The sequence below is a fragment of the Cupriavidus sp. 01L415 genome (assembly GCF_056400065.1).
The window spans coordinates 20,790-38,128 of record NZ_JBFTSP010000033.1 but is presented as its reverse complement, the minus strand read 5'-3'; the positions used below and the strand labels follow the sequence as shown (position 1 = coordinate 38,128).

Genomic DNA, 17,339 nt, shown 5'->3' with positions numbered 1-17,339 from the left:
CAGGCCGCCGCAGCGGTTGACCAGCGAAAATGACAACGTTAGCATTCACCCATTCCACCGAGGTCCAGACCGGGCCATCACGGTGAAATGACAGCCCTCCTCCGGCCAAAACAGCCCGGGGTGTGGGGTGGACCGGATTATATCAGCGCTTTTCGCCTCGATATGACAACGTTGTCACTTACAGCGCTGTCGGCAGCAGGGGTCGGGGTGATTGGCCTACACGCATTGCAACGACCATGACGACATCCTCATCCCAGCCCGCCGCCGACACGATTGCGTGGGTTCGACTCTCCTCCTGCTACCTGCCGCTGGCCACGCCGATCAGCGACGCGAAAGTCCTGACGGGGCGCCAGAAGCCCATGACCGAGGTCGCGATCCTGTTTGCGGAGATTCGCACCGCGAACGGCCATGAGGGCCTGGGCTTCAGCTATTCCAAGCGCGCCGGCGGCCCCGGCCAGTTCGCGCACGCCAGCGAGATCGCCCCCACGCTGATTGGCGAGGACCCGAATGACATCGCGCGACTGTGGGACAAGCTTTGCTGGGCCGGGGCCTCGGTTGGACGCAGCGGCCTGTCGACGCAGGCGATTGGCGCCTTCGACGTAGCGCTCTGGGATCTCAAGGCCAAGCGTGCCGGCCTGTCGCTGGCCAAGCTCCTCGGCGCGCACCGTGATTCCGTACGCTGCTACAACACCTCGGGCGGATTCCTGCATACCCCGCTGGACCAGTTGCTGGTGAACGCCGCGATCTCGGTGGAACGGGGCATCGGCGGCATCAAGCTGAAAGTCGGCCAGCCGGACCGCGCGATTGACATCCAGCGCGTCGCCGCCGTGCGCGAACATCTTGGGGACGCGGTACCGCTGATGGTGGATGCCAATCAGCAATGGGATCGCCCGACCGCGCAGCGCATGTGCCGCACCTTCGAGTCGTTCAACCTCGTCTGGATCGAAGAGCCGCTCGACGCCTACGACCACGAGGGACACGCCGCCCTGGCGACGCAGTTCGACACGCCGATTGCCACCGGGGAAATGCTGACCAGCGCCGCCGAGCACTGGGATTTGATTCGCCATCGCGCGGCCGACTACCTGATGCCCGATGCGCCGCGCGTCGGCGGCATCACACCGTTTCTCAAGGTGGCCGCCCTCGCGGACCATGCCGGCCTGATGATCGCCCCGCACTTTGCGATGGAACTACACGTCCACCTGGCTGCCGCCTACCCGCGTGAGCCGTGGGTTGAGCATTTCGACTGGCTCGAGCCGCTGTTCAACGAGCGTCTCGAGATCCGCAACGGGCGTATCACGGTGCCCACCCTGCCCGGCCTGGGCGTCACGATCAGTGAGCAGGCTCGGGCCTGGACCCGGCAGCGCGCGGAGTTCGGCACGCAACCTTAAACCTGGGCCAAGGGTCCGCATCTCACTTACAACATCGCCCGCACGGGCACATACAAAAACCAGGAGACAACCGATGAAGAAGCTGATGGCATCCCTGCTGCTCGGCGCAGCGATGACGGCCGCCCAGGCCGCGTGGCCCGAAAAGCCCGTTACCCTGATCGTTCCCTTCCCTGCCGGCGGATCGACCGATAACGTCGCGCGGATCCTGAGCGCCAAGTTCCAGTCGCAGTTTGGCGGCAGCTTCGTCATCGACAACCGTCCGGGTGCAGCCGGCATGATCGGCGCCACCACGGCCAAACGCGCGCCGGCCGACGGTTACACGCTATTTGTCTCGTCGCTGGGGCCGTTCGTTATCGGGCCGCATCTTGTGAAGAGCCCCGGCTACGATCCGCTGAAGGACTTTGACTACATCAGCGTCGCGGTGCAGGCGCCGAATGTGCTGGCGGTGCCGGCCAATTCCCCCTACAAGACGCTGCAAGACGTCATCGCCTTCGCCAAGGCGAACCCCAACAAGATGACGTTTGCTTCCGCCGGCAACGGCACGAGCGATCACCTCACGGCCGCGCTGTTCTGGCAGCAGACCGGCACCACCGGCATCCACGTGCCATACAAGGGTGGCGCGCCCGCGATGAATGACCTGATCGGCGGGCAGGTGGACGCCACGTTCATGAATATCAACACCGCCGTGCCGCATATCCGCGCTGGCAAGCTGCGCGCGCTGGCGATCACCAGCACCAAGCGCTCGCCGATCCTGTCGGACGTGCCGACGATGGAAGAGTCCGGCGTCAAGGGCGTGACGGTGTATTCGTGGCAGGCGATCGCCGCGCCGAAGGGATTGCCGCCGGAGCTTAAGGCGAAACTGCACACGGCCGTGGTCGCCGCGCTCAACGATCCGTCGGTGAAGCCCAAGCTGCTTGACGTCGGCTTTGAAATCGTCGCCAGCACACCCGAGCAGTTCACGGCGTTCCAGGCGTCGGAGTATGCGCGCTGGAAGAAGGTCATCGAGGTCGGAAACATCACGGCCGACTGAACCCCCACGCCGGCCTGCCGGCGTGAATCGCTACACGTCTTTCCGTTTTCGGGTCCGAGCCTGTGTATGCCGATGACGCGCCGGGCCAGCACGATCGTGCCCGGCTGAGGATTGAGGTTTCACAGGAGTGGCCAGGGGGCGACGCCCCCCTGCTACTTCGCTGCAATCGTCGGCAAGTCGCTACGGGAGTAGCAAATCCCGGCGAGGAATACGCCGAGATGCGCGCTGCCTTCCTTGCTGCCAGCGGCGCGCGCCTGTTGCGCACTCGCCGCGAACTCCGTCAGGGAGATCAACCCCGGACTGATGGGATTGCCGCTTGCAACCAGCGCGCTCTTTGCCGACACGCCGCGTGCCTGCATGTCGGCGGCGGCCAGCAAGGCAACGCCCGCGTAGGCGCCGCAAGACACGTATCGCTCCTGGCTGAAGACTACCGGCGGCGTCGCCGGCGTGGCGGCAGGCTTGGCGGGCGCCGCACAGGCAAGCATCGGCATGGCAGCCGCGATGCCTGCCAGCATTTTTGTGAGCGTCATCGTTCCTCCCGGTTTCCCGTATATCCGCCCAGGATCGGCCGGTATGTTCGCCGTCGATTGGCCGTGGGTTGGCCATGGATTGGCCCCTGCATCGGACGGTTAACGGCCACTTTCCCTGAAGCTTGATACGAGGCGGTTCGCGCGCCCGCAATGGGAAGGATCAGTCAGGGCCCCAGCAGGTTGCCCACCCGGAAGGCCCGCGCGCCGGATACGCGGCCAATCTGGTCGCCCGGTTTGACCATGCGCACGTCGCGGCCCATATAGAAGATGCCCTCGGTCTTGCTGGACATCGTCGTGCGCGCGCCCGTGATCGGATCCACGATATCGAACAGCGCCTGGCCCGGCCTGACCACACCACCCACCTCGGTCCGATACACCAGCATGCCGGCCACCGGCGCCACCAGTTGCTCGCTGCAAGCCAGCGGCGTGGCCGGCCAGCGCAATGTGGGCAGCGGCGGAGCCTTGCCTTCAATCACGCCGATGTGCGTGAGGTAGTCGAGCAGCGCCTGCGTGTCCTGCTGGGCCAGCGGGTCCGACACGTCTCGTTGGCCGCGATGCTCCACGGTGACGGCGATGCTGCCCGACAGGATCGGATACCGTTCCCCGAAAGTCTGCTGGAGCTGATACCACGTGTAGCTGTGGGCTTCGTCGAAGGAATTCGCGCCGGAATCCAGCGCGAGCAAGCTGGCCGTCGCACCCAGATAGCGCGCCAGCGGCTCCACCTCGCGCCAGATGGCATCGCCCGTATAGAGGTGCATCGCCGCCTCGCGCGAGCAGTGCAGGTCGAGCACGTAGTCGGCATCGTGCGCCAGCAGCATCAGCGTCTGCTGCAGCGACGCGAATGCCGAGGCCGGCACGCGGGCGAGCAGCGCCTCGCGCCAGGCCGCGCGGATCACGCGCAGGTTTTCCTGCGCAGCCCCGCCACACGGGGCTGGCCCCTTCCCTCCCTCACCCTCCGGCCATGCTCCGGGCCCGCTGCAAGCGGAACTTAGGGCAGAGATTAGTGCGACTTACTTTGTAAGGCTGGTGAAACACCACGGGCCAGTGGCGACGGCACGCTTGCATCCCGCATCACATGGCCTATCTTTGCAGGCGACACCTGTCAGCAACCGGGACATCACAGTCGTGGGGTGAAGGGAGTTCACCATATGGCCAGCACAGCGGCAACGGATACGGGCGGCGACCGCTATGACGCCTTCATCTCGTACAAGCGCACCGACATCGCCTTTGCGCGGCTGCTGGAAAAGGCCCTGAACGCCTATGCTCCCCCAAAGGCGCTGGCGGTGCCGCAGCGCCGGCTTCGCATCTTTCGCGACGAAGGCGACCTCACCGGCACCGAGTACTTCAAATCGATCGACGGCTACCTGGCACGCGCCGACAAGCTGATCGTCATCTGCTCGCCAGCGGCCCGCCAGAGCACGTTCGTCGACGATGAAATCCGGCGCTATATCGCCCATCACGGCCCCGAGACGCTCATCCCGATCCTGCTGGCCGGAGTGCCGAACAACGAGGCAACCCCCGAGCAGGCTGCGGAGCAGGCCTTTCCCCAGGCGCTGACCGAGGCGCTGGAGATGCCGCTCGCCGTCAACTATCACAGCTTCGATCCGGCGCACGACAAGGTCGACCGGGGCAAGTTCGAAGGCAGCTGGTACACGCTGCTGGCCAATCTTTACGGGCTCCCCCGCGACGAGATCGAGCAGCGCGACCGCGTGCGTCGGCAGCGTCGCCGCAATCTGCTGATCGGCGTCATGGGGTCTGTCACGCTGGTGGTCAGCGCGCTGGCGGTCACGGCCTGGATGCAGAAATTGGCGGCCGACGAGCAACGCAACGTCGCCCTGCGCGGCCTGGCGAACTACCTTGCTGGCGTGTCCGGACAGGCCCGCGTGGACGCGCCGCAAACCGGACTCCTGCTGGCCGTGGAAGCCGTGCGCGCCACGCGCGATGCGGACGGCAGCGTCACCCCGCAGGCACAGGGCGCGCTGCGCGAAGCACTGGCGGGAGCGTCCGGCCAGCCGCTCGGCACCCGCGCCGGCCGCGTGTCGTCGGCCATGTTCAGCGCCGATGGCGGGCGCGTGGCCACGCTCGACCGTGACGGCCGGGTGGATGTGTGGGACCTCGCCACGCCCGACGAGCCGCCTCGCTCGCTGCAACTGGCACCGGGCAAGCCATCGCTGCGGGGCTTCAGCGCGGATGGGCGCCTGCTGCTGATGACGCAGGGCGACCAGGGCGAGCCGTTGCTGTGGGACCTTGCCGTGCCGGGGAACGCGCCGATCGCGGTTGGCCAGCGCATGGCCGGCGAACGGCTGCTGCGGCTGGCCAGCAATGGTCACTGGCTCGCCAGCGTCGACAACGATGCGCGCGTGCACCTGCGCCGCCCCGACGACCTTGCCGCGCCGCCGCTGGTGCTGTCGAAACACCAGCCGCGCCGCGACTATCGGGGCCAGCCCACCACGCTGCAAAGCGTCGCGTTCGATCCGGCCGCGCAATGGATGTTCAGCGCGGGGTACGACAAGGCGGTGTTCATGTGGGACCTCGGCGCACGCCCGCCGGCGCCGCAGCCGCTGGCAGGCGGCAACCCTGACGCCACGGCGGTGTTCAGCGCGGACGGCCTGTGGCTGGCGCAGATCGTCCGCGACGGCAACGCCAGCGACAAATCGCGGCTGGGCGTGTGGCGACTCGATCAAGGCCAGTGGCGCCCCGTTCCGCTTGCCTGGGACGCCGCCGCCAATGCCACCAACGCGGCCAGTGCAGCCGAAGCGCCAGCGGCGGGTGGCACCGTGCAAATCATCGGCTTCTTGCCAGGCGCAGGCGGCATCGCCGCCCTGGTACGCGACGAGGTACGGATATGGCAGCTCGACGCCAGCACGGGCGCGGCGCCGGCCGCGTACCGCGCGTGGCCCGCCACGGCCGCGGCGATTTCCCCCGATGGCGCCTGGCTTGCCACCGTCGTGCCCGGCCGGGGTGCGGGAGATCCCGCCTATTGGGTGCGCGTCCAGGCGCTGACGCATCAGGAGGACGCCGGAAACGTGGCAAAACTCGACGCTCGCGTGGCCGAGCTTGCTTTCGATGCGCACGGCCGGCGCCTCGCCATCGTGACCGAAGACGGCCGCGTGCGGATCGCCACACCGGGGAGCGAAGACGGTGCGGAAACGCTGCGCGGACCGGACGTCAAGATTGGCGAGGTGCGCTTCAGCGCCAATGGTCGCTGGCTGTTCGCGACGCCCAAGTATGGGGGCGCCGGCCCGTATTCGTGGCCCGTCCGCAAGGGCGGCGCCGATCCGCTGCAAATCCCCGCGGCGGCATTGCCGGAACTGGAATACAAGACGCCCAGCGGCGGTGGCGGCGGCGTGCCCACGGGCGGCCTGCCCAATGCCGTCGCGGTAGATCCCCAGGGTCGCTGGATCGCCATGCCGGGGCGGGAACATGGCACCGCGCAATGGGTGGATCTGGCCGACCCCGCTGCATCGCCACGCATCCTGCCGGGCCATTCGCACGATGTCACGGCGCTGGCGTTCGGGCCCGACGGCAAATGGCTGGCCACCGCCGACTGGAACCACACCGTGCGCATCTGGCGCCCGCCCGACCTGCGCCAGCCCGTTACCACGCTGGCCCGCGCGCGGGCGGAGCGCGAATCCAGTGTTTCCGCGCTGGCCGTGAGCCCGGATGGCAGCCTGATTGCCACCGGCGGCGAACAGGGCGAAGTCCTGCTGTGGAAGCCGGGCGATGCCCGCGCCGCGCCGCGCGTGCTGACCGGCCATGACGGCTGGATCACCAACCTAGACTTCAGCCCCGACGGCCGTCAGCTGCTCAGCGCCGGCGTGGATGGCAAGGTCCAGATGTGGACGCTCGATGCCCCCGCCACGGCCAGGCCGCTGCGGCTTGACGCCCATCAGGGCGTGATCTTCGAGGCAAGGTTCTTCGATGGCGGGCGCCGCTTCATGACAGCGGGCGAGGATTCGCTGATACGGATCTGGACGCCCTCGGCCAGCGGCGCATCGCCCGTCACGCTGCGCGGCCATGAAAGCGCGATTTCCAGCGTCGGACTGGATACGGGTGGCCGCTGGCTGGTGACCGGCAGCGAGGACGGCACCGTGCGTCTGTGGGACCTGCAGGCGCCGGACGCCGTGCCGCTGACCCTCGGCCTGCGCGGCGCCACGGTCAACGTCGTGAGCATCAGCCCGGACGGTGCATCGATTGCGGCAGGCTACCTCAACGGTTATGTCAGGGTCTGGCGGCGCGCCGAGCTTGTCGCCGGTACGCTGACCGACCCCACCCCACTACCCGCCACGTCGGACCCCGATGCGGGCAAACGCGGTGCGGCCTGGGCCCTGCGCTTTTCGCCGGACGGGCGCTGGCTGGCCGCGCTGGCCGGCGGCGATCTGCGCCTGTGGCACATGCGTATGGAGGAACAGCTTGCGCTGGCTTGCCGCATCGCCGGCCGCAACCTCAGGGAAGCCATCTGGCAGCGCCATCTCGAACGCGTGCCGTATCGGCTCTCCTGCCCGCCCAACGGCTTGCCTCCCGAGTGGATGGCCGACGCCGACCGCATTGCCGGCAACGGCGACGTCGCGCGGGCCACGGCGCTGTATGAAGCGGCGCGCAAGATCGACCCCTCCCTCAAGATCGATCCGAAGGCGCGCGCGACCCAACAGGCGGTGGAGGCCGAATTGTCGGAAGCGCGCTCGCTCGCGCGCCGGGGCGAGAAGGACGCGGCGCTCGCGGCCTATGCCGCCGCACGGCGCTTTGACCCGGCCGTGGCACCGGACCCCGCGGCGGAGATGGCGCGGCTGGCCAAAGCGCAGGCGCTGGTCGCGGAAGCCGGCAAGGTCGCCGCTGCTGGCAACGTGGAGCCCGCCGTCGGCTTGTACCAGCAGGCTCGCGCGCTGGACGACGGCCTCGACATCGATCCCGTCGCCACCGCCAGGAAGCTGGCGGCGCCGCGCTTCGTCAGGCAGGGCGACGCCCTCGCGCAGGAGGGCCGCATGGAGGAAGCCGTGGCCGCTTTCCAGCGCGCCGTCGCCTTCGGCGTGGAGAGCGATCTCGATCCGCAGGGCCGCGCCAACAACATGCGCGCGCACGTACTGGCCGCGCAGGCGGAAAAACTGGGCGGCCAGGGCGATCAGCAAGGCGCCACCCGCATGTATGAGGAAGCGATGGCGCTCGACCCTTCCCTGCGCATCGACCCGGTGGCCGCGGGCCGCAAGAGCGTTGTGGCGTACTACATCGAGCAAGCCGGCCAACTGGCCGGCAAGCGGGAGATTGCCGAGGCGGCCGCGATGTATCGCCATGTGCGGGAGCTGGACCCGGCCGCGACGCTGCCCGCGTATCAACTGAACGAACTGTGCTGGCAGGGTGGGCAGCAAAACCTGGCGCGCGAGGTGCTCGATATGTGCGATCTGGCTGTGCTGGCCCAGCCCGGCGACGGCGGCTACCGCGACAGCCGCGGCGTGGTACGCGCGCTGCTGAACGATCGGCGCGGGGCGATCGATGATTTCACCGCTTATCTTGGCTGGGCGTCGTCCGGTGGCCGGCCGGGCGCGGAGGTGGAATCGCGGCGGCGCTGGATCGCGTTCCTGCAGCGCGGCGGACAGGTGAAGAACTTCCAGCAGCTCGAAGCCATGGGGGCGAAGTAGCCAGGTGCCGGTGCCTTGGCGCACTGGCGACCGCAACAAGCGCCCTGCGATGGCAACGCGAGCGCCCGTGTGCCTGGCGGCCCGCGACGACATCGTCTATCGCGGACTGTCCGGCCGACGCTCGCGGCAATCCGCTTCAGCCGTTGCGGAACAGGAAGCTATAGGCGTTCAGCGCCGGCGCGCCGCCAAGGTGGGCGTAGAGCACCTTGGAGCCCACCGGAAACTCGCCCCGGCGCACCATATCGATCATCCCGTGCATCGATTTGCCCTCGTATACGGGGTCCGTCATCATGCCCTCGTACCGGGCGCTGAGGCGGATGGCTTCGAGCGTTCCCTCCGACGGCAAGCCATATTCGGGCCCGCCGTAGCGCGTATCCAGCACCACGTCGGCGTCGGTAATGTTGCGGCCGAGGTCCACCAGCTCGGCCGTGTTTTTGGCGATGCGCAGGATCTGCGCGCGCGTCTGCTCCGGCTTGGCCGATGCATCGATGCCGATCACGCGATCCGCGCGGCCATCCGCGGCAAATCCCACCACCATGCCGGCCTGCGTGCTGCCGGTCACCGAGCACACCACGATGTAGTCGAAGCGGAAGCCGAGTTCGGCCTCCTGCGCGCGGACTTCCTCGGCAAAGCCGACGAAACCGAGCCCGCCGAGCGGATGCTCCGAGCAACCGGCGGGGATCGGATAGGGCTTGCCGCCCTCCTTGCGCACGCTTTCCATCGCCTCTTCCCAGCTCTTGCGGATGCCGATGTCAAAGCCGTCGCTGACCAGGCGCACATCGGCACCCATCATGCGCGACATCTGGATATTGCCGACGCGGTCGTACACCGCATCGGAGTAGTTCACCCAGTTTTCCTGCACCAGCACGCACTTCAGGCCGAGATGCGCAGCCACGGCGGCCACCTGGCGCGTCTGGTTGGACTGGATGCCGCCGATGGAGACCAGCGTGTCACAGCCCTGCGCCAGGGCATCAGGAATGAGGTATTCGAGCTTGCGGGTCTTGTTGCCACCGAAGGCCAGGCCGCTGTTGCAGTCTTCGCGCTTGGCGTAGAGCTCGACCTTGCCGCCCAGATGCGCGGAGAGGCGCTTCAGCGGCTGGATGGGCGTGGGCCCGAAGGTCAGGGCATGGCGGGAAAAGCGCTTGAGGTTCATGTCGGCGACTCCAGGGTTGGCGGCGAGGATTTCGGGCATCCAGACATCGAGGTGAGCGAAACACACGGGCATCCGGTGCATCCCTTTCATCCATGCTGTGATGGCCTCAATCGTATGAAAAAACGCACGAAACGTGCTTGCAAAAATCTCGCTTTTTGCACAGCATTAGAAGGTTTCAATGCGCTTTCTATGATCTAAATTTTCCCGGGCGTCACCATGGACGAAACAAAATTAGGCACCAAAACGGAGCACGCGGCGCCCGCAGCGGAAGCCCTCGATCGCACCGACAAGGCGATCCTGCGCGCGCTCCAGCAAGATGCCTCGATCTCGAACGTAGCGCTGGCCGCGAAAGTCAACCTGAGCCCGCCCGCCTGCCTGCGGCGGGTGGAAAGGCTGAAGGAAATGGGCCTGATCCGCGGCATCGTGGCACTGCTGAATCCCGCCGCGCTCGATGCCGGCATGCTGGTGATGATCGGCGTGGTGCTGGACCGTTCCACGCCGGAGTCTTTCGCCCAGTTCGAGAAAGCCGCCCAGCAGGTATCGGGCTGCATGGAGTGCCACGTGGTGACTGGCGAATTCGACTATTTCATGTTGCTGCGCACCAAGGACAGCGAGAGCTTCAATCGCCTCCATGCGGAGCAACTGCTGTATCTGCCGGGCGTGCGACAGATTCGCTCGTTCATGGTCCTCAAGCAGGTCTTGTCGACCACGCAATTTCCGATCTGAGTCGCGCATCGACGCTTGCGCGTGATTGCGATGCAAGCCTGACGATCCACCGGGGTCTGGTGCCTGCCTGAACCCGGGCCGTTCCAGTTCGCGGAACATCCATGAAGATCTCGTCCCCTCGCCCAGAATCGATGCAGGCCACCCGGCCTGTCTGACGATAGCGAGGAGACGACAATGACGGAGCACATGCGAAGCGCGGCCACACGCGCATGGCGGGGCGTGTATTGGCTGCTATGCATCCTGGCATGCGCAGCAGCCACGACGGCCCACGCCGAGTACCCGGACCGGCCCATCCGGCTGGTGGTGGGATTTCCGCCCGGTGGCGGTGGCGACCTCTACGGCCGGCTGATCGCCGAACAACTTTCGCGCAAGCTGGGCCAGCCAGTGGTCGTGGAAAACAAGGGCGGTGCCGGGGGCATGATGGCGGCCGAACAGGTGGCGCGCAGCAAGCCTGACGGCTACACGCTGCTGATGGGGATGAGCAGCAACATGTCGCTGGCGGCGGCCATCCGCGGCAAGGACTTGCCTTACAAGGTGCCCGAGGACTTCGTCGCCATCGGCATGCTGGTTCAGGCGCCGCACGGGCTGTTCGCGGCAGCGGATAGCTACCCGAACGCGGCGGCGGCGCTCACCGCCGCCCGGGCGCGTCAACTCAGCTATGGCTCGTCGGGGCCCGGCAGCGTCGGCTACGTGACCATGGAAATGGTCAAGGCGAAGGCTGGCGTCGACATCTCGCCGATCCCCTATCGCGGCTCCGGCCCCGCCATCACGGACCTGCTCGGCGGCCACACCGACCTGTTCTTTGCTACGGCGCCTCCGATCATGGGCCAGGTGAAGGCCGGCAAGCTCAGGCTGCTGGCATTGACCGGAGAACAGCGCACGCCTGCCTTTCCTGACGTGCCGACCTTTCGCGAGATCGGCATCGACGTGACCGTGACGCAGTGGTACGGCCTGGTGGCGCCGGCAGGCACACCCGACGCGATCGTGCAGCGCCTGTCGCGCGCCGTGTCCGAAGGGCTGCGCAATGCCGAGCTGCGCCGCATCGTCCGGCAGGATGGCGCGCTCGAAGTCGACATGCCGACCGACAAGTTCCGCCAGTACATCGTCGATGACATCGCGCGCTATCGCGCCGGCATCAGCGACAAGCTGCTGAAGACGATGGAGGTGAAATGAACGCCGCCCCCCAACCTCACACGCAGCCCCAGGCGCTGACCCGTGAACTGGTTGCCCACAGCCTGGGCATCGCGGCCCACCCGCTGCCGTCGGATCTCGCGCGAATCGCCCGTCACAGCCTGCTCGACTGGTTCGCGGTGGCGCATGCCGCGTGGCAGGAGCCGCCCGTCCGCATCCTGCTGACCGAAGTGCGCGAGGAAGGCGCACTGCCATGCGCCACGCTGCTCGACGGATCGAAGGTCAGCGCGGTGCAGGCCGCACTGGTCAACGGCACGGCGTCACATGTGCTCGATTTCGACGATGCGCACCTGCAGTCGCGCGTGCATCCCTCCGTGCCGTTGTGGCCTGCCATCCTGGCGCAGGCCGAATCCGGCCGGCACAGCCGCCGCGAAGCGCTGGCGGCCTTTGCGGCAGGGGTCGAACTGCAGAGTCGGGTGGCGTCATGGATGGGCGAGGATCACTACCGGCGCGGCTGGCACAACACCGCCACGCTCGGCATGTTGGGCGCCACCGTCGCCGTGGCGTCGCTGCTCCAGCTCGACGTCAGCCAGACCGCGCATGCGCTGGGCATCGCGGCCACGCAGGCCGGCGGCATGCGCGCGCTGTTCGGCACCATGTGCAAGCCGTTGCACGCGGGCCAGGCGGCCGCGATGGGCCTGCGCGCCGCCCGGCTGGCCGCGCGCGGATTTACGGCGGTGCCCGACATTCTGGAACGCGAACAGGGCTTCGGGGCGCTGTATGCGGGCGTCCGGGATACCGCGAGCATCTGGCATGACGCGTCGATTTCGCGCTTGCACGGCATCGTCTACAAATACCACGCCTCGTGCTACGGCACGCAGGCGCCCATCGAGGCCTGCGTGCAGCTACGCCACGAACACGGATTCGCCGCCGCCGACATCGCCACCGTGGACGTGGCGATCGAGCAGCAATACCTCGATGTTTGCTGCATTCCCGAGCCGCGGACGCCGTCGGAAGCCAAATTCAGCATCGCACATATGGCTACGCTGGCGCTGTCGGGCCGCAGCACTGTCGCTGCGGAGAGTTTTACCGCTGCGCTGGATGACCCCGCGCTTGCCGCGCTGCGCGGCCGCATCCGCATGCATGGCGATGCCGCAATGCCACGCGCCAATGCGCAGGTGACGGTGACCCTGGCTAACGGTGTCGCCCATGTCAGTCACAGGGACGCCAGCCGACCCGAGACCGATCTCGGCCGGCAGGAGGCGCGCATCGTCAACAAGGCCCGCGCGCTGCTGCTGCCGGGCCTGGGTGCGGAACGTGCCGAAGCCTTGATTGCGACCGTGTTGGCATCTGACGGCGCTGATGACGTTGCCAGCTACTTCGCGCCGCTTCGGCAATAAGAGGTCGTTTCAAAAAGATCCTGGCGTCGTTGCGCGGCCTTGCCATACCACTTGTACTGTCTGCGGCCGCGCGCCTAGCTCCAGGCGGCTATAAGCAACCAACAAGCCAATAAAAAAAGCGGGTGCCGGAATCTTCCCCGGCACCCGCAGAACACCAACAACGTAGGCTGCGAAATCAACCCCTCGCGCCCTTCACTACCCGATCGACGAACACCCCGGCCATTCCCGTATAGGCGTGCGGGTCGAGCATCCGGTCGATCGTCTGCGCGTCGATCTCCCCCGCGACCTTCGGATTTGCAAGCAACGCCTCGCGGAAATCGCCGCCGCGCTCGAACACGTCCATGCACACCTCGTAGACGATCTCGTGCGCTTCCTGGCGTCCCAGACGATCGCCAAGGCCCATCATGACGGCCTCCGACATCAGCAGCCCGCGCTGGATAAACAGGTTCCTTTCCATATTGGCGGGGCGCACGGTCAGATTGGCGCATACGTAGCCCAGCTTGACGGCCGCCGCATCGCACATGCAGCACAGGCGCGAGATGAACTCGCGCTCCGTCTGCAGCACGATCTTGTCGCGCTCGTGCTCGGCCATGATCGACTCCAGCGCCATCGGCGCCGTATTCCGCACCAGGCGGGCCAGCGCAACCACGGTCTCGCAGGTCGGCGGATTGCGCTTGTGGGGCATGGTGCTGCTGCCCACCTTGCCCATCGCGAATGGCTCTTCCAGCTCGGCGGTCTCGGTCTTCTGCAAGCTGTACACCTCATGCGCGATCTTGCCGATGGTGCCGGTGCAGATCGCCAGCACACAGGCCAGCTCGGCGATGCTATCGCGCGAGACGTGCCAGTGAATGCGCGGGCAACCCAGCCCCAGGTCCTCGAACAGCGCCTCCTGCACCGCGATGCCCTTATCGCCGAGCGCCGCCAGCGTGCCGACGGCGCCGGAGAACTGCCCCACCAGCACGCGACGCTTCATTTCCTCGAAGCGCTCCATGTTCCGGCGCATCTCCTCCACCCAAACCGCGGCCTTGAAGCCAAACGTGATCGGCAATGCCTGCTGGCCGTGGCTGCGCGCGACCATGGTCAGGTCGCGATGTGTCTCCGCCAGGTTGACGAGGTGCGTCTGAAGATCCGCATAGCGCTTGCCGATGATGTCGAGCGCGTCGCGCACCTGGAGCATGGTGCCGGTGTCGATGATGTCCTGCGTGGTCGCGCCCCAGTGGATGTATTCGGCGGCGTCGCCGCTGCATACCTTCTTCATCGCGCGCAGCAGTGGCACGATCGGATGGCTGGTGCGGTCCATCTCGCGCTTCAGGTCGGGCAGGTCGATCAGTTCCGCCCGCGCCTTGGCACAGATCTCGTCGGCGGCGTGCTGGGGAATAATGCCAAGGCGCGCCTGCACCCTGGCAAGCGCGGCTTCCACATCGAGCCACCGTTGCACCGTTTGCTCATCGCTGAAAATCTCGCGCATCTGCGCAGTACTGAACTGGTCGCGGAACAGGGCGCTGTCGACCACATAGGCTGCCATGATTGTCTCCTCCTTGTTGATGCCGGCAGTCCGCCGGGTCAGGCTGCTTTGGCGGCTTCCTTGAGCTGGCCGACGGCTTCCATCGCCCGCAGCGAATAGACGTAGGCCGCGCCGGCGTTCAGTGCGATGGCGGTGCCGAGCGCATCGCTGATCTCGCTCTCCGTGGCGCCGGCCTTGACCGCCGCTGCCGCATGCGACGAGATGCAGCCGTCGCAGCGCGTGGTGACGGCCACGGCCAGCGCGATCAGTTCGCGCGTCTTGGCATCGAGCGCCCCGTTCGAGCCCTGAGCCGCAGCGAGGTTGCGGTAGGCTTCGAGCATCTTCGGATTGGTGTTGCCGAGGCGGTTGTAGGAACGCTTCAGCGTGTTCAGCAGATCGGGCCAGTTCATGAACATGGACATGCGGGTTCTCCTTTGGTGATAGCGGAAAGGTGGATGCTTATTCGACCTTGACGTTGCCGGTCTTCACGACCTGGCGCCAGCGAGCGATGTCGTCGGCCAGGAAGCGCTTGAAGTAGTCGGGCGAATCCGCCATCGTTTCCGCGCCTTCCGTCTGCATGCGTTCGCGGAACGCCGGATCGGCAACGGCCTTGTTGATGGCGGCATTGAGCCGGTTGACGATCTGCGGCGGCGTACCGGCCGGCGCCAGGACGCCGTACCAGGCCGCCATGGTCATGTGGGGCATGCCGGCCTCCGCCATGGTTGGCACGTTGGGCATCAATGGCGAGCGCTTCGCGCTGGTAATGGCCAGCACACGCATACGGTTGTTGGATTTCACGGCCATCACCGACGGGATGTTGATGAAGGTGTACTGCACCTCACCGCTCAGGATGGCGACGATCGACGGGGCCGATCCCTTGTAGGGCACGTGGCTGGCCTGGATGCCAGTCTCCTGCCTGAACAGCTCTCCGCCGAGATGCTGGGAACTGCCGGCACCCGATGACGAGAAGTTCACGCCCTGGGCACCCTTCTTCGCGTAGGCCACGAATTCGTCGACGGTGCTCACGCCGAGCGACGCCGGCACCACCATCAGGTTCGGGCTCTGCGCGAACACCGCCACGGGCGCAAAGCTCTTCACCGGGTCGTAGTCGAGCTTGTTGTAGAGACTGATATTCACCGCCAGTGCGCTGGAACTCAGGAACAGCGTATAGCCGTCCGCTGGGGATCGCGCCACATAGCTCGCCGCGATGTTCTGGCCCGCGCCCGGCTTGTTCTCTACGACGACAGGTTGACCCAGTGCCACGCCGATATGCTGGCCGATCAGACGCGCCATGATGTCCGTGCCGCCACCGGGCGCGTAACCCACCACGAGGTGAATCGGCTTGGATGGATAGGCGGCCTCGCCCTGTGCGCGGGCGTCCGTCGCGGCCCAACCGGACGTGACGATGGCCGCGGCAGCTGCCATACACGGGATGCTGTGGTTCATCTTGTGTCTCCTCCTTTTTTTGTCGCGCCGACTGCGCCGGACGCTAGCGGGTGCCTGTGGACCGTCGCGCCTGCGCTTGCCGTTGCACATAGGCCGTCAGCTGCTGCTGCAAGCCGACTCGCGCGGCCGACCGCACCAGCGCCGCCAGGTCGCGTGCGTCATCGACGTCGGCATTGCCATCGATGGCGTCCTCGATGGCGCGCGCAGTGAAGTCGTCAAGCTGGCTGCTTGCGCCATTGGCAGCAGGCTCCGGCGCGACGGCCCGCACTGCGTCCATGCACGCCGTGGCCAGCCCGGCCGCGACGGCCTCCGTATCGCTGATCACGCTCGCGCTTTCGATCCATGACCGCGCACGCTGTGCGCCGACACGTGCGGCAAGCCTGCGGCTGCCCAACACCAGCCCGAAGCCGCGCGCGCCCGGAAAGGCGAAGCTCGCCCCGGCTACCGCGATCCGTTGCGCACACGCGGTAAAGAGATCAGCGCCGGCACCCATGACGCGACCCTGCGCCACGGCCATCGTGGGAAACGGTGCGCGCGCCACGCGCTGCAACAACAGTTCGATGCGCGTGAAGCGCATCAGCAGGCTGTCGTCGGTTTCGGCCTCCAGACCGGACAGGTCGAATCCCGTACAGAAGTGGCGTCCGGCACCGTCGATGACGACCCGGGCCGGCTTGCGTGTCGCGCAGGCGTCCAGTGCCACGTCGAGCGCGTCCACCAGTTCGCGGGACAGCGCGTTGCCCTGTTCCGGCCGGTTCAGGGTCAGGTGGCACACCTCCCCTTCCCAGCGCTGCAACAACGGGGGCGCATTCATGCGGGGACCTTCTCCACATTGGCGTAGCCTGAAATGAACGTCTTGATGGCGCCAGTCGCCAGATCGAAAACATGCCGCGACTGCTTGCCAATATCCGTGCCGTACACATGAATGCTGATCGACACGCGGTCCTCGTACGCATTGCGCACCACGTGGATATCGCCAATCGTTGGCGAGACGAACGCCACATCGCCCGGCTCGAGCCGTTCGGGCGCGCCTGCCTCAATCATTCCCGCCTCCCCTTGCCGGTAGGCCTGCCCCACTTCGGCGCCTCGCAACATGCCGATGGCTCCCCAGGTGCAATGGTCGTGAATCGGCGTCTTCTGGCCAGGACCCCACACGAAGCTCACCACGCTGTAACGGTCCTGCGGGTCCGCGTGCAGCAGGTATTGCCGGTAGTACTCCGGATGCGGCACGGTGAATTGCGGTGCCAGCCAGTCGTCCCGCGCCACCAGTTCGCCCAGCGCCTGCCCCACTCTTTCAAGCGTTGTTGCTTCGACCTGATGGGTATCGGTGACGATGGCGTCCATCTTGGAGATGAAGCGCGCCAGGGCCTGACTCTCTGCGGTGGATGCGTTTTTCATGGT

Annotated in this window: 14 protein-coding genes; 6 read left to right on the top strand and 8 right to left on the bottom strand. The window is 66.8% G+C overall.

Annotation, left to right across the window (positions count from 1 at the left end; all coding sequences use genetic code 11):
- Positions 1 to 236 precede the first annotated feature (236 nt).
- Both AC1DOX_RS27185 and AC1DOX_RS27180 read left to right on the top strand, forming a co-directional pair.
- Complete coding sequence (locus tag AC1DOX_RS27185; RefSeq protein ID WP_441623230.1) at positions 237 to 1,388, top strand: L-talarate/galactarate dehydratase; 1,152 nt, start codon at positions 237 to 239, stop codon at positions 1,386 to 1,388.
- A 73-nt stretch (positions 1,389 to 1,461) separates the two neighbouring features.
- Positions 1,462 to 2,418 (top strand): Bug family tripartite tricarboxylate transporter substrate binding protein, encoded by a 957-nt coding sequence (locus AC1DOX_RS27180; RefSeq protein ID WP_092133592.1) that lies wholly within the window; start codon positions 1,462 to 1,464, stop codon positions 2,416 to 2,418.
- Between the two features lie 152 nt (positions 2,419 to 2,570).
- Here AC1DOX_RS27180 and AC1DOX_RS27175 read toward each other — a convergent pair whose 3' ends face one another.
- The gene (locus AC1DOX_RS27175) at positions 2,571 to 2,948 is read right to left on the bottom strand and encodes a hypothetical protein (protein ID WP_441623228.1); all 378 of its coding nucleotides are present in this window, start codon (positions 2,946 to 2,948) and stop codon (positions 2,571 to 2,573) included.
- A gap of 164 nt (positions 2,949 to 3,112) precedes the next feature.
- Positions 3,113 to 3,844 carry a M14 family metallopeptidase gene (locus AC1DOX_RS27170; protein ID WP_441623226.1) on the bottom strand — a complete coding sequence of 244 codons (732 nt, stop codon included), beginning with the start codon at positions 3,842 to 3,844 and terminating at the stop codon, positions 3,113 to 3,115.
- Positions 3,845 to 4,096: 252 nt separating this feature from the next.
- Here AC1DOX_RS27170 and AC1DOX_RS27165 point away from each other — a divergent pair, with 252 nt between their 5' ends.
- On the top strand, positions 4,097 to 8,581 hold the full coding sequence (locus AC1DOX_RS27165) for a TIR domain-containing protein (protein WP_477101588.1): 4,485 nt from the start codon (positions 4,097 to 4,099) through the stop codon (positions 8,579 to 8,581).
- A 136-nt stretch (positions 8,582 to 8,717) separates the two neighbouring features.
- Here AC1DOX_RS27165 and AC1DOX_RS27160 read toward each other — a convergent pair whose 3' ends face one another.
- Positions 8,718 to 9,734, bottom strand: a complete 1,017-nt coding sequence (locus AC1DOX_RS27160; protein WP_441623256.1) for a 1-aminocyclopropane-1-carboxylate deaminase — start codon at positions 9,732 to 9,734, stop codon at positions 8,718 to 8,720.
- 216 nt (positions 9,735 to 9,950) lie between these two features.
- Between AC1DOX_RS27160 and AC1DOX_RS27155 the strand changes: the two genes are divergently transcribed.
- The 3 genes from AC1DOX_RS27155 to AC1DOX_RS27145 all read left to right on the top strand — a co-directional run bounded on the left by AC1DOX_RS27155 (position 9,951) and on the right by AC1DOX_RS27145 (position 12,991).
- Positions 9,951 to 10,460, top strand: coding sequence for an Lrp/AsnC family transcriptional regulator (locus tag AC1DOX_RS27155; protein ID WP_092133617.1), 510 nt, complete (start codon positions 9,951 to 9,953; stop codon positions 10,458 to 10,460).
- 174 nt (positions 10,461 to 10,634) lie between these two features.
- Positions 10,635 to 11,633, top strand: coding sequence for a Bug family tripartite tricarboxylate transporter substrate binding protein (locus AC1DOX_RS27150; protein WP_441623222.1), 999 nt, complete (start codon positions 10,635 to 10,637; stop codon positions 11,631 to 11,633).
- The gene (locus AC1DOX_RS27145; RefSeq protein ID WP_441623220.1) at positions 11,630 to 12,991 is read left to right on the top strand and encodes an MmgE/PrpD family protein; all 1,362 of its coding nucleotides are present in this window, start codon (positions 11,630 to 11,632) and stop codon (positions 12,989 to 12,991) included. Before AC1DOX_RS27150 ends, AC1DOX_RS27145 begins: the two co-directional genes overlap by 4 nt.
- A gap of 175 nt (positions 12,992 to 13,166) precedes the next feature.
- Here the strand turns inward: AC1DOX_RS27145 and purB are convergent, their stop codons facing one another.
- From purB to AC1DOX_RS27120, 5 genes are read right to left on the bottom strand one after another with little or no spacing between them, the layout of a single operon-like run.
- The gene (gene purB / locus AC1DOX_RS27140) at positions 13,167 to 14,516 is read right to left on the bottom strand and encodes an adenylosuccinate lyase (protein WP_441623218.1); all 1,350 of its coding nucleotides are present in this window, start codon (positions 14,514 to 14,516) and stop codon (positions 13,167 to 13,169) included.
- Between the two features lie 38 nt (positions 14,517 to 14,554).
- Complete coding sequence (locus tag AC1DOX_RS27135; RefSeq protein WP_092135336.1) at positions 14,555 to 14,911, bottom strand: carboxymuconolactone decarboxylase family protein; 357 nt, start codon at positions 14,909 to 14,911, stop codon at positions 14,555 to 14,557.
- Between the two features lie 43 nt (positions 14,912 to 14,954).
- A complete protein-coding gene (locus AC1DOX_RS27130; protein WP_441623216.1) occupies positions 14,955 to 15,941 on the bottom strand; it encodes a tripartite tricarboxylate transporter substrate binding protein in 987 nt (328 codons plus the stop codon).
- A 43-nt stretch (positions 15,942 to 15,984) separates the two neighbouring features.
- Entirely contained in the window at positions 15,985 to 16,752 is a 768-nt protein-coding gene (locus AC1DOX_RS27125; RefSeq protein WP_441623214.1) for an enoyl-CoA hydratase/isomerase family protein, read from the bottom strand.
- A complete protein-coding gene (locus tag AC1DOX_RS27120) occupies positions 16,749 to 17,336 on the bottom strand; it encodes a cysteine dioxygenase family protein (protein ID WP_477101587.1) in 588 nt (195 codons plus the stop codon). Before AC1DOX_RS27120 ends, AC1DOX_RS27125 begins: the two co-directional genes overlap by 4 nt.
- Positions 17,337 to 17,339: the final 3 nt, after the last annotated feature.